The 13,079-nt window shown below is 42.3% G+C and carries 11 protein-coding genes and 1 other annotated feature; of the genes, 10 read left to right on the top strand and 1 reads right to left on the bottom strand.

The window, feature by feature from the left end; genetic code table 11:
- Nucleotides 1–18 precede the first annotated feature (18 nt).
- The 6 genes from H70737_RS26015 to arsC all read left to right on the top strand — a co-directional run bounded on the left by H70737_RS26015 (nucleotide 19) and on the right by arsC (nucleotide 6,417).
- A complete protein-coding gene (locus H70737_RS26015) occupies nucleotides 19–1,980 on the top strand; it encodes an ABC transporter ATP-binding protein/permease (protein ID WP_042191979.1) in 1,962 nt (653 codons plus the stop codon).
- A gap of 27 nt (nucleotides 1,981–2,007) precedes the next feature.
- Nucleotides 2,008–2,676: a response regulator transcription factor gene (locus H70737_RS26010; RefSeq protein ID WP_042191977.1), complete on the top strand. Its 669-nt coding sequence runs from the start codon at nucleotides 2,008–2,010 to the stop codon at nucleotides 2,674–2,676.
- Complete coding sequence (locus H70737_RS26005; RefSeq protein ID WP_052404427.1) at nucleotides 2,677–4,002, top strand: sensor histidine kinase; 1,326 nt, start codon at nucleotides 2,677–2,679, stop codon at nucleotides 4,000–4,002.
- Nucleotides 4,003–4,260: 258 nt separating this feature from the next.
- Nucleotides 4,261–4,587 carry an ArsR/SmtB family transcription factor gene (locus H70737_RS26000; RefSeq protein WP_042191975.1) on the top strand — a complete coding sequence of 109 codons (327 nt, stop codon included), beginning with the start codon at nucleotides 4,261–4,263 and terminating at the stop codon, nucleotides 4,585–4,587.
- Nucleotides 4,588–4,686: 99 nt separating this feature from the next.
- Nucleotides 4,687–5,976, top strand: a complete 1,290-nt coding sequence (locus H70737_RS25995; RefSeq protein WP_042191972.1) for an arsenical efflux pump membrane protein ArsB — start codon at nucleotides 4,687–4,689, stop codon at nucleotides 5,974–5,976.
- Nucleotides 5,977–5,997: 21 nt separating this feature from the next.
- A complete protein-coding gene (gene arsC / locus H70737_RS25990) occupies nucleotides 5,998–6,417 on the top strand; it encodes an arsenate reductase (thioredoxin) (RefSeq protein ID WP_042191970.1) in 420 nt (139 codons plus the stop codon).
- Between the two features lie 98 nt (nucleotides 6,418–6,515).
- Here arsC and H70737_RS25985 read toward each other — a convergent pair whose 3' ends face one another.
- Nucleotides 6,516–7,724 carry an oxalate decarboxylase family bicupin gene (locus tag H70737_RS25985; RefSeq protein ID WP_042191968.1) on the bottom strand — a complete coding sequence of 403 codons (1,209 nt, stop codon included), beginning with the start codon at nucleotides 7,722–7,724 and terminating at the stop codon, nucleotides 6,516–6,518.
- A 169-nt stretch (nucleotides 7,725–7,893) separates the two neighbouring features.
- On the opposite strand from H70737_RS25985, the gene H70737_RS25980 reads away from it, so the two are divergent.
- The 4 genes from H70737_RS25980 (at nucleotide 7,894) to H70737_RS25965 (ending at nucleotide 12,824) form a co-directional block, all read left to right on the top strand.
- Nucleotides 7,894–8,748, top strand: a complete 855-nt coding sequence (locus tag H70737_RS25980; protein WP_042191966.1) for a copper amine oxidase N-terminal domain-containing protein — start codon at nucleotides 7,894–7,896, stop codon at nucleotides 8,746–8,748.
- A 49-nt stretch (nucleotides 8,749–8,797) separates the two neighbouring features.
- On the top strand, nucleotides 8,798–10,354 hold the full coding sequence (locus H70737_RS25975; protein WP_042191963.1) for a tetratricopeptide repeat protein: 1,557 nt from the start codon (nucleotides 8,798–8,800) through the stop codon (nucleotides 10,352–10,354).
- Nucleotides 10,355–10,422: 68 nt separating this feature from the next.
- Nucleotides 10,423–10,683, top strand: a binding site (T-box leader).
- Between the two features lie 180 nt (nucleotides 10,684–10,863).
- Nucleotides 10,864–12,543: a glutamine--tRNA ligase/YqeY domain fusion protein gene (locus H70737_RS25970; protein WP_042191961.1), complete on the top strand. Its 1,680-nt coding sequence runs from the start codon at nucleotides 10,864–10,866 to the stop codon at nucleotides 12,541–12,543.
- A gap of 74 nt (nucleotides 12,544–12,617) precedes the next feature.
- Nucleotides 12,618–12,824 carry a DUF2933 domain-containing protein gene (locus H70737_RS25965; protein ID WP_042191958.1) on the top strand — a complete coding sequence of 69 codons (207 nt, stop codon included), beginning with the start codon at nucleotides 12,618–12,620 and terminating at the stop codon, nucleotides 12,822–12,824.
- The last annotated feature ends 255 nt before the right edge of the window (nucleotides 12,825–13,079 follow it).

The raw sequence follows: 13,079 nt of genomic DNA, 5'->3' as shown, positions 1-13,079 counted from the left end.
GGAGAGGAAGAGATCGGAATGAACATATTAGAGGTTAAGAATGTTAAAAAATCGTATACTTTGTATGGTAAGGAAAAGGTTCCAGTACTCCATGATGTGAATTTAAGCTTTGAGACAGGTGAATTTGTCTCCATACTCGGTGAGTCTGGTTGCGGTAAGTCCACACTAATGAATATCATTGGTGGAATGGACTCTGATTATGAGGGCGATGTCCTTGTTCGCGGGAAGAATCTAAGCAAGATGACCGAAAAGGAAATGGATGATTATCGCAAGAACAACATCGGCTTCGTATTTCAAAACTTCAATCTGATTCCACACTTATCAGTCTTGGAAAATGTTACGGTTGCGATGCAGATGACGAATACAAGCGAGAAGGAACGTAATAAGCGTGCTATAGAGATTTTGACGGAGGTAGGATTAAAGGATCATCTGAAAAAACGTCCGAATCAACTGTCCGGTGGACAGAAGCAACGGGTATCCATCGCACGCGCATTGTCGAACAATCCAGATATTATACTGGCAGATGAACCTACGGGTGCGCTGGATAAGGATACAGGTGATCAAATCTTAGTTTTGTTGGACAGCATAGCGAAAAGAGGAATCTTGGTCATTACCGTGACCCACTCGCAGAAAGTAGCTGATTACGGTAGCCGTATCGTTAAGCTTGAAGAGGGATTGGTGAAAGACGATATTCATTTGAAGGAACGTTCCATGGCTACCTATGATGGGGGAGATGGTTCGGCCCGAAATCTCAGCTTAATGGCTTCTTTCAAAATGGCCCTTCAAAATATGAAGCTTAACGCCAAACGTAATGTATTGGTAGCATTGGGTGGATCGATAGGTATTTTAAGTGTACTCTTGATGCTTTCCTTAGGAAATGGGATCACTAGCTATATTAATAATGAAATTAATTCAAGTATGGACCCTTTGCTGGTAGATATCACTAAGCCAAATCCAGAAGCCAAAGACATGAAGGACCCAGAAGCGATGATGTTACCCGGCGTTACGTTTACAAAGGCCGATGTTGAGACGATTCGTAACCTTCCAAATGTAGATCATGTAGAGACCATAACAACCATTACAGGCAAATCTACCACGGTTTTTGGGGAACAAACGAGTAGTCTTACACAATTAACCACCTTAAACGATACATTTGATAAAGCGACGATTAAAGCAGGGGCTTTACCGAAAGAAAATGAAGTATTATTACCAACGAAAATAGCGAGTCAATTAAGTGGAAATGACCAACCGAATGCTATGGTAGGGAAGTCTATTCATCTGTATATTAATGAAATGGATGCTCAACATAAACCGATAACATTGGAAAAAGAAATCACGGTCTCTGGTGTTTATGAAGCCACTGATCCAAGAGCGCAAATGTCACCAACAGGATATATTCCAACACAGACACTGGAGCAAATGTATACTGATAAAGGGATTACCATTGGCCCGATTCAGGTTAATGCTTTTGCAACGGATATGAAATATGTGAATGATATTAATAAAGCAGCTGTTGATGCGGGCTTCTCGGGCTCCCAAACGGCAAAAATCATGGAGCGTATCACGACTTATGTGGATATGGCTACGATCGTTCTATCTGGTATTGCAGGGATTTCGCTCATCGTATCAGGGATTATGATATTGGTTGTACTTTACATTAGTGTAGTGGAACGGACGAAAGAAATTGGGATCCTTCGTGCGATTGGAGCAAGAAAGAAAGATATCAAGCGAATATTCTTTTCCGAATCCGCATTATTGGGTATATTTAGTGGTGTCTTCGCAATAATCTTTGCAGCTATCATTAGCTTTGGTTTAAATATACTTTTGGAAAATGCTTTTGGCGTAAAGCTTATTAACTTATCTGGATCTTATATCGTATTCGGATTAGTTGTAAGTACAGGGATTAGTATTGTCGCTGGTTTGATGCCTTCATCGAAGGCTGCCAAGCTCGATCCAATGGAATCTCTGCGATACGAATAAATACAATGTTGGAAAGGAAATTGATGTATGAGCACAATTCTAGTGGTTGATGATGATTCCCATATCCGCAAATTAATACGATTATATCTTGAAAAAGATCAGTTTTCCGTAGTGGAAGCGGAAGATGGTCAAATAGCATTAGACATTCTAGCTCATACAAAAATAGATTTAGCGATTGTGGATGTGATGATGCCTCATATCGATGGTATTGAACTGACAGAAGATATTCGATCTTATATTGATATGCCGATCCTAATGGTTACAGCCAAAGGAGAGTCTAAGGATAAAGTCAGAGGATTTAATGCGGGGTCAGACGATTATTTAGTAAAGCCGTTTGATCCCATTGAATTGGTACTGCGTGTGAAATCTTTATTAAAGAGATATCATGTAACCCCTTCGAATGTTATTCAATTAGGGGGAGTAACGATTGATCTAGGGAATTTAACAGTCGCTAATGCCGATCAAATGGTTGAATTGAAAAAGAAGGAATGTGAATTGCTATTTGCTTTGGCGGGTTCGCCAAGGCAAATATTCACCCGCACTCAGCTAATAGAGAATATATGGGGAATGGATTATGAAGGCGATGAGCGGACGGTTGATGTGCATATCAAACGCTTGAGAGAACGTCTTGAACCCATCCCTCAGTTCATCATTTCTACAGTAAGAGGACTTGGTTATCGTCTGGAGCTAGCCTAGATGGTGAGAAAAAGCCTGCGTCTTCGAATCGTCGTTACGTTCATTGGTATTGTTTTAGTCAGTTTAATTATTTCCTTTTTTCTTTTTATGCAGTTTTCAGAAAAAAATAATACCCCAAACCATATGTTTATTAATATTGCTAAAGATATAGCAAAGGTGACAAATCTAATAGATGATCCGGAAAAAGTAAACGCATTTGCAGATCTGCTTAATCGATTTGGTATAGATATAGCGGTTGTTAATGAGCCAAGTGAATCTGTTTTTTCTGTAGACAAGGAGAAAGTTGCTATCTTATTCAATTCCAACACAACCGATGCGGTCTTTCTATCGGGTAGGGGTGGACTTGCTATCGTAGGGGTTCCTAAGATAGATGATGGAAAAGGTGCTTTCATTATTAAGATTGATTTTTCATCGACTGTAAGAGGCTTGAGAATTACGCTTCTGTTTACACTATTAGCTGTACTAATCATCGGAAGCTTGCTTATCTTGTTCATGTCTAGGTATATTGTGAAGCCTATTAAGAAGCTAACTGTTGCAGCGAAGGAAATGGCGTCAGGCAATTTATCTGTCCGATTGACTTATCGTAATAAAGATGAATTTGGTGAACTGATGGAGAGCTTTAATCGTATGGCAAGTGAGCTGCAGAAAATGGACTCAGTTCGTGATGATTTTGTCAGCAATGTTTCTCATGAAATGCAGTCACCACTTACATCGATTAGAGGATTTACAAGAGCGCTGCAAGACGGTGTCATTCCATTAGAAGAGCAAAAAGAGCATCTGGATATTATCTATGAGGAAACCTTACGCCTATCTAGGCTTAGTGATAATCTGCTCCGATTAGCCTCACTCGATTCGGAGCACCATCCGGTTAATCCCACCACATTCCAATTAGACGAACAATTAAGAAGAACGATCGTATTAGCGGAACCACAGTGGGCACGGAAAGATATTATGATTGAATTGGATTTATTGCCTTGCGAGATCACGGTGGATAAAGATTTATTTGATCAGGTCTGGCAGAACTTAATAAATAATGCTATAAAATATACGGGGCAAGACGGTACCATTCATGTTGAAATTGAGATGAACGCGCAATTTGTGAAGGTATATATCAAAGATTCTGGTAAAGGCATTCCTGAGGAAGCACTTCCGCTTATCTTTGATCGATTTTATATGGTGGAGAAAGCGCGTAGCAGCGCTCTTAAAGGGAATGGACTTGGACTTTCCATTGTGATGAAGATTCTAAAAATACATGATTGTAATATTGATGTGGAGAGTAAAGTTGGAGAAGGAACCCAGTTTGTTGTAACGATTCCTAGAACCTAAACCACATACTAAACAAGTCCATAGAAATAGATAAGGCTGATAGTTCTCGCGAGAGAGCTGTCGGTCTTTTTTTATAAATATGATCTGACAGATTTAAACGTAATATTAAGTCATATGAATAGTTAACGGACTGAATCAAAATATAAACTCTGAGAACAATTAAGAGAAGCGAGTACATAAAAGTCTTGCTTCTAAATGTCTAGTTCATTACAATATAAGTATTCGCTTATATAAGTGTTGGAAGGAGGAGAAGTAGGGATGCAGTCACTGACGGATATTGCAGATGATTTGAAGCTCTTAGGAGATAAGACGCGACTGGCCATGCTTTCACTTTTGAAAGAACGGGAATGGTGCGTGTGTGAATTTCTTGATATTTTTGATATATCCCAGCCGGCGATTAGTCAGCATTTACGGAAATTGAAGAATAGAGGGATCGTGAAAGAAAGCAAACGAGGGCAGTGGGTGCATTATTCATTAAATGTCGAGGATAAACCACATCTTAAGGCTGTTCTTCAACAAATGCCCAGCTCAGCCGCGATATTGGCTAGTTTGAATAAAGAAGTTAAAGCACCGTGCTGCGACTAAAATATAGTTGTAGTTTTTTAAAGTGTATATAACTATATAGTTATATGGTGATATAGGATTTATTAGGATTTATTCGTAGATTATAGGAGTGTTGAGAAAGTGGTCATTCTAGCCATACTTATTTTTATGGTAACTTTAATTTTTGTAATCTGGCAGCCTCGAAATTTATCGATTGGATGGTCAGCCTGCGGCGGAGCGATCATTGCTTTACTAGCTGGGGTAGTTAGCTTTAATGATGTTCTGGATGTAACACAAATGGTGTGGAATGCGACGTTGGCGTTTGTTGCAATCATCTTAATTTCCTTAATTTTAGACAGTATTGGATTTTTTGAATGGGCTGCTTTACATATGGCGCGAGCAGCACGGGGGAACGGAACACGAATGTTTGTCTATGTCATTGTTCTTGGTGCGTTGGTTTCTGCCTTTTTTGCAAATGATGGAGCGGCGCTAATACTTACCCCTATTGTACTTGCTATGGTTAGAGCGCTGAATTTTGATGAGAAAAAAGTATTTCCATTCATTATTGCTAGCGGCTTTATTGCGGACACCACCTCATTACCGCTTGTGGTTAGCAATCTTGTGAATATCGTATCAGGTGACTTTTTTGGAATTACCTTTATGGAGTATGCGGGAAAAATGATTGTACCTACGCTATTCTCATTGATAGCGAGTATCGTGGTGCTTTATTTCTTTTTTCGCAAAAGTATTCCGAAGCGATTTAATGATTCCGAACTAAAAGATCCGCAAGAGGCTATTAAAGATAAGAAGATGTTCCGTCTATCATGGATTGTACTGGCTATTCTTTTAATAGGGTATTTCGTTAGTGGATTCTTGAAGATTCCGGTATCAGTGGTTGTGGGAATCATTGCAATTTTGTTCATGCTCCTCGCGAGAAGAAGCCCTTCCGTCAAGGTGAAAGAAGTGCTTACAGGAGCACCTTGGGCGATTGTGTTCTTCTCCATTGGAATGTATGTCGTGGTATATGGACTTCGGAATGCGGGTCTAACTGATCTACTCGCTAAGGCGATAGGAATGATTGCTGATCAGGGTCTATTCGCTGCAACTATGGGTATGGGGTTCATTGCTGCATTGATCTCATCATTGATGAATAATCTGCCCACTGTAATGATTGACGCACTCGCAATTGATGCAACGCATACAACCGGAGTTATTAAAGAGGCATTAATATATGCGAATGTTATAGGTTCAGACTTAGGCCCTAAAATTACCCCAATTGGCTCACTAGCAACGCTGCTGTGGCTCCATGTGCTTTCGGCCAAAGGTGTGAAGATATCCTGGGGAACGTATTTTAAGACGGGGATTATATTAACTATCCCAACGTTGTTTATTACACTTTTAGGTCTCTATCTGTGGTTGTTGATTACTTAATTTGAAAAGGGGAAGATCAGGATGAACAAGAAAACGATTTATTTTTTATGTACAGGAAACTCTTGCCGGAGTCAGATGGCTGAGGGCTGGGCGAAGCAATATTTAGGGGGAGAATGGAACGTGTACAGCGCTGGAATTGAAGCCCATGGTCTAAATCCAAAAGCTGTACAAGCTATGAACGAAGTAGGCATAGATATCACTGGACAGACCTCGGATATGATTGATTCTAATCTGCTGAATAATGCGGATCTAGTCGTTACGTTATGTGGGGACGCTGCGGATAAATGTCCAATGACGCCTCCGAAGGTCAAACGGGAACACTGGGGCTTCGATGATCCGGCAAAGGCGCAAGGGACCGATGAAGAGAAGTGGGCAGTGTTCCAGCGTGTGCGTGACCAGATTGAGGTAAGAATCAAACGATTTGCGGAGACCGGCGAATAGTTACCAGGTGAAGCATCCTATTCTTTTAAAAATATAAGAAAGTATAAGTTTCACACTACACCGTATCCTTATATTTCTCGCAAAACGCTTACCGTCCTTTAGCCTTTAGGGACGCCGGAGGCGTTTTTGCTTGGCTTAGGATATTTCACAACGGGCCATTTCACTTTCCTTAAGGCGTTCATTACCTCTGGTCCAACGTTCAGATTACTTTGAACCAACTCATGAGGAGTGAGAGCCATCCATTGATTCAGAGAAACGTCGGCAAAACGATCGCTTTTGAACATTTCAAGGAACCATAAGGAGTCGTCGCCTGTATTCTGAATATAATGTCCAAATGCAAAAGGGACATACCCGACATCGCCTGCTCTGTAATTAAATGTTCTTGCTACACCGTTTCCAGCAAATACAGTCATGCGTCCTTTTCCGGTAAGATAATACTGCCATTCATCGTTATTTGGATGCCAGTGCAGCTCTCTCATCCCTCCGGGTTCAATTTCTACCAATGCGGCAGCTACGGTTTTGGAGATGGGAAAGTTACTGGAATCGACAATTCTGACACTCCCGCCGGGAGTCCTCAGCGGAGGTTGAGCCAATAAGGAATGTTTAAAGGTTTGTGGGATCTCTCCGTATGGAGATTCTACCCTTTGACTTTGCAATGAACCCGGAACCTGATCCTGATAAATATAGACCTGTTCGGTGGGAATGGAGTCAAATGCAGCGGCAGGCACCCCAAAGTTAGCCGAAAGCACTTCTTTCGGAGTATGAGCAAACCAATCGGAAATGGACAAGGTGTTTAGATCAGAGAAACTTCCATCGTCGAATACAAGCAGAAACTCACAGCCTTCTTCAAGACCTTGTATAGAGTGGGGAATACCTGGCGGAAAATACCATAGATCACCTGGCCCCACATCTGCTATGAAGTTTCGACCATTTTGATCTACGGCAGTAATTCGAGCTCGGCCTAGCAGCATATAAGACCATTCCGCTTGCTGATGCCAATGGAGTTCACGTACTCCACCGGGGGTTAGGCTCATGTTGACGCCAGCTAGTGTAGTGGCGATGGGGAGGTCTCTGACTGTCACCTCTCTCGACCAGCCACCATGATTAAGCTGCATATGAGCATCGGAGAAAGAAAATTTTAAATTGGGGACGAGACCGGCATCGGTCACGGGAGGGACAAACATGTCGGGATTCTCCAAATCCCGCATTATATCACGTGGTCCTTTATCTAATCCCCCTGCGCCATCGCTTCGAATGGGCTGTGGGATATTTGTCTTTCTTGGCGAATCCTGTCCATCTGCAGTCATCCATCGCACTCCTTTCATGATTCTAAATAACTCAATGAAAATATATGCGGAATCCTGTCTTTTATGATGAATAACAAAAGTGGAACAAGTTGACATGCGCAAGGGGATCATTGATTATTACTAATAGAGGCTTTGTTCTAGACGGAGTAGAGAGGGAGAGGGGTTTGAGATGAATCACATTAAGGAGTCCTTACAACGATTAGGGAGAATAAGAGCTTATGTCATAGGTCTGTTGGTAATTATGTTCGCCGCGGGTTCCGCGGTTACACCTACATCGGTGTCGGCGGCTGTTCAGTTAGGGACTCAGGTAATGCCACTGTCATATGGGGGGTATTACGTCCTTTTTCCAGGTAAACTCGCTCCTTATTTTAAATCAGGTAAATTAATGGTGCCGATTCGGGCTTTCTCGAGTGCGATTGGTGCGGATTTGCTCTATGACGCATTAACGAACAGCGTTACAGTTTCACTACTGGATCGCTCTGTAGGGAAGATTAAAGCAGGGCAGCTAGAGGCAGAATTTAATGGGGAGACAGAAGATTCATTAGGGATCGCCCCAGAGATCAAGGATGGAATCCTGTTTGTTCCAGCATCCCCTATTCTAGAGGGGTTAAAGACATTTCGCTGGGAAACTCAGTTCAATAACGTGAATAAATTAACCCTTGGCATTGGCGCCAGAAAAGGGGAGGAATGGGCAAAGCCTGAGGCTGATCGAGCGCTTACCCCTTACCCAGTGGAAACAACAGCACATCCATATCCGTTATATCCGTTTAAGCTAACACAGACTCAATCTGGGAAAGAATACAGACTAACCTTAGGCGTGCAAAATACCTCTGGTTTTGTCATCCCTAAAGGGAATGCGGAACTGGAGCTGGTGAGTGTGGACAGTAAAGGGAACTCTTACTACCAAACGTTAAAAGGACCTGACTCTTTAACCTCCAAGGCGGCATTATTATCATTTTCCGTTTCCATTCCTACAGAGGCTGAATACGTCATTTTCAGATCACGTACATTGAGAGCGGAATAAGTATCATAGGTGTTCTAACAAGATATACAGAGAGCAGGTTAAGAAATAGATGACAGGTAACGAAGGGCAGCACTATCGCTTCAGTGAAGCACCCATTTGGGAGTTGCAGCGGGCTTATTATGAAGAACAGGGATTAAAGGCTTGGAATAATGATCAGGTTCCGCAGTATATTACGAGTAATCCTATGATTGCGACAGCATATGCGGAAATGATCTTCGGATTCCTGCAAGATCGGGCTGGACAAGGACATCTCTCTGAAACAGTCACTATACTGGAATTGGGAGCTGGGGCGGGTCGGTTAGCGTTCCATATCCTTAAGAAGCTATGCGAAATCATAGATTATGCGGGGACTCCACTTCCTCCTTTTCGTTATGTGATGAGTGATTTACCCGTTAAAAATATAACCAGCTGGCAGCAGCACCCAAGCTTACTTCCATTCGTAGAGCAGGGTATACTGGATTTCGCACGATTTGATGCTGTACAGGATACTGAACTGTATTTAGTACAGGCTAAGCTCAGCATCAAACCTGGTGATTTACAGCAGCCGCTGCTGCTTGTGGCAAATTATTTTTTTGACAGTATCCCGCAGGAATTAATTTATGTGGATGAAGGTAAAATATTTGAATGTGAGGTGTCGATTCAGTATTCAGAGGCTGCAGGATCGGACAACCCCTCTGATGTACTCGGTACAATCATCCCACAATATCATTATGTTCGAGCGGCTAATTACGAAGTGGAAACCTACCCCTATCACGATGTTATAAAGCTCTACCAGCAGAAGCTGGAGGATTCCCATATTCTGTTTCCTGTTGTGGGGCTTACTTGTTTGGAGCGGCTAGCTAAGTTGTCTATAGAAGGGTTCGTACTCCTTACAGCGGATAAGGGAGATCACCGAATAGAGAATTGGGAATTTGCGGAACCCCCTTTGCTGATTCATCACGGTAGCTTCTCCTTAACAGCGAATTATCATGCAATTCAGTATATGTTGGAGCAAAAAGGAGCACACTCCTTATTTACCACTCATCATTACAAAAACTTGAATATCGGATGCATTCTTATGCTGGACGCGCCTATGAGCTATACGAACACTCGGTTAGGTTACAAGCGGTTTATAGAGCGTTTTGGCCCGGATGATTTCTTCAGTATGAAGGAATGGATGGATCAGCAATTAGATACAATGGGTCTCCAGCAGATTTTGGCTTTTTGGCGCTTAGGTGGGTATGATGCAGAATGGTTTATCCATAGTGCAGAACAGATTTCAGAGCTGCTGCCGGATGCCAGTGATGAAGAAATACTGGATCTTCAGCAGGGAATACGATTAATGTGGACAGGTTACTATCAGATGGAACAGAGCTATGACCTATCACTGGATGCTGGGTTACTGCTGTATGAAATGGATAAGTTCGAGGAGGCGTTAGCCTACTTAGAACGGTCTGTGCATGCCAATTCGGAAGAACCATTAGCCTCGGTGCTTTATAGTATGGCGATTTGTAATTATGAGCTTGGAGCTGAAGGGGCTGCACTGGATTACGCGCGTAGAGCTTTGGCTGTAGAGCCTGATAATGAAGTAGTGTTGGAACTGATAACGGCTCTGAGCGAGGATTAAATTGTAAGAAGACAGAAGTACAGCACCATTTACACAGGACCCTCAATTTGGTATCCTATACAAAATAATTAAACGCGATGACGAGAAGAGTAAATAAAATCATTCCTTCACAGAGAGCCCTGAATGATGAGAACAGGGTAAGGGAGATTTTATCGAAACAAGCCTCTGAGCGGCATATCGGAACCGATCGACGGGGATGGTATGACGGGAGCTCCTGTTATAGAGCTAGAGTATAACCAATGCGTAAGATGCATTGCCGTACTTGATGAGATTAATATGGCGACATATTAATGAACCTGGGGTGGTACCGCGAGAATTTCGTCCCCAAGACCATAAGTCTTGGAGGTGAGGTTCTTTTTTATTTAAATATAAGAAAGTATAAGTTTCACACTATACTTTATCCTTATATTTCTCGCTTAAACACTTACCGTCCTTATAGGACGCCGAAGGCGTTTATGCTTGTGCAGAATAATCAGGCGGATATCACTTATAAACAGGAGGTAATACCAATGAACAAGGAACCGGAAGTATTAGCAGAGAGTTACATCGACAGATTGATTCAAGAAGAGCTGGAAGCTGGAACTTACAGTAGAGATATTTGCACGAGATTCCCACCGGAGCCTAATGGGTATTTGCATATTGGCAGTGCGTATGCTATTCACACGAACTATACGACTGCGAAAAAGTATGGCGGGAAGTTCCATTTGCGGTTCGATGACACCAATCCTTTAAAAGAGGATCTGGAGTATGTAAATGCTATTTGCGAAGATATGTTATGGATGGGCTACCCGCCAGACCATACTTTCTACGGATCAGACTATTCGGAAAAAATATATAATAGCGCGGTAAAGTTAATCCAAAAAGGAAAAGCCTACGTCTGCGATTTATCACCTGAAGAGGTGTCAGCTTATAGAGGAACGCTTACGGAGCCGGGAAAGAACAGCCCTTATCGGGAGCGTTCTGTGGAAGAGAATTTGAAGTTATTCACGGAGATGAGGAATGGAGCCTATCCGACGGGAGCCAGAGTATTACGGGCCAAAATAGATATGAGCTCACCTAATATCAACTTGCGTGATCCAGTGATTTACAGAATCATTCATGCGGAGCATTATAGAACCGGCAACGATTGGTGCATCTATCCGATGTATGATTTTGCCCATCCTATACAAGATGCAATCGAAGGGATTACGCATTCCCTATGTTCCATTGAGTTTAAGGATCATCGACCACTGTATGAGTGGGTGCTGAATGAACTGGATACCCCTGAGGCTCCAAAGCAAAGGGAATTCGGACGCGTAAATATCACCGGCGTCGTTACTAGCAAACGGTATATTAGACAACTGGTTACAGGACATTATGTGGATGGCTGGGATGATCCAAGACTTCCAACGCTTCGCGGACTGCGGAGAAGAGGTTTTACGCCGGAGAGTATTCGGAATTTTGTGAAGGAAATTGGATTTGTTAGGAATAGCACCATTGTAGATATTGCCATGTTAGAGCATTCGCTTAGACAAGATTTGAAGGCGAAGGCAACTAGCGTGATGGCTGTTCTAAAGCCTCTAAAGGTGGTTATTACTAACTACCCTGAGAATCAAAGCGAATGGCTGAAGATTGAGAATAACAGTGAGGATAAGACGCTTGGGGAAAGGGAAGTTCCTTTTTCACGGACGCTTTATATTGAACAAGAGGATTTCATGGAGGAGCCACCCAAAGGTTATCACAGGCTGACTATAGGGAATGAGGTTAGGTTAAAGGGCGCCTACTTCATTAAGTGCAATGAGGTGCTCAAGGACGAAGCAACTGGAGAGGTTATAGAGCTTCGCTGCACCTATGATCCGAGAACGAAGAGTGGAAGTGGATTTAATGAACGGAAGGTTAAAGCGACCATCCACTGGGTATCGGCAGAGCACGCGATCAAGGCGGAAGTTCATCTATATGAGCGGTTGCTAAAAGATAACGACGGTCCTAAAGAAGAGGATGAGCGCTGGGACGCGTATCTTAATCCAGATTCCCTAACCATTCTGAAGGATTGTTTGTTGGAGCCTTCCATGGCGAGTGCACTTCCAGAAGATAAATTTCAATTCATCCGGCATGGATTCTTCTGTGTAGATAAGAAATATACCACAGCAGATAAGCTGGTACTGAACCGAATTGTGCCGCTTAAGGATACATGGAAGAAAAATTCGTAATTCTCAGCACATCCTTTCTCCACAATTTTTCTTTATGATATAGAGGTCATAATGAAATTGTAGGAGGTAATGCTATGAATTGGTCTTGGTTAATCACATTGATCTGTCCTTTGATGATGTTATTTATGATGTTCGGACTGGGTGGGAAACATGGACACGGGCACGGGCATGGGTCGAGAAAGCAAGCGTCGCCTGATTATCAGGAGCTTCAGAAAGAATTGAATGAGCTGAAAATGCAGAATGAACAAATGAGAAGAGATATTCAAAGTCTCACACCATAAGCATTTCGGATTAATTGGCTTAAGCTGGGCGAAGATCGGGTAATTTCTGATCATCGTCCAGCTTTTTTTGTTCTTGGTCGTAGGTGGACAAGCATATGGAAATTTCTAATGAAACATATTTACATTTTTCAGAAATGAGCATATACTTTAAATATAAGTTGCACAGGGGAAACTTTCGTGTATATAGACAACTTTTTTTGGGCAAGAGGAGGAATGGACATGTTGGAACAAACTTTAATAGAAAAACCACATATA

This window comes from Paenibacillus sp. FSL H7-0737, assembly GCF_000758545.1.
Lineage (GTDB): Bacteria > Bacillota > Bacilli > Paenibacillales > Paenibacillaceae > Paenibacillus_AQ.
Note: the sequence above shows the minus strand (reverse complement) of the source record. Positions and strands in the feature narration are given on the sequence as shown.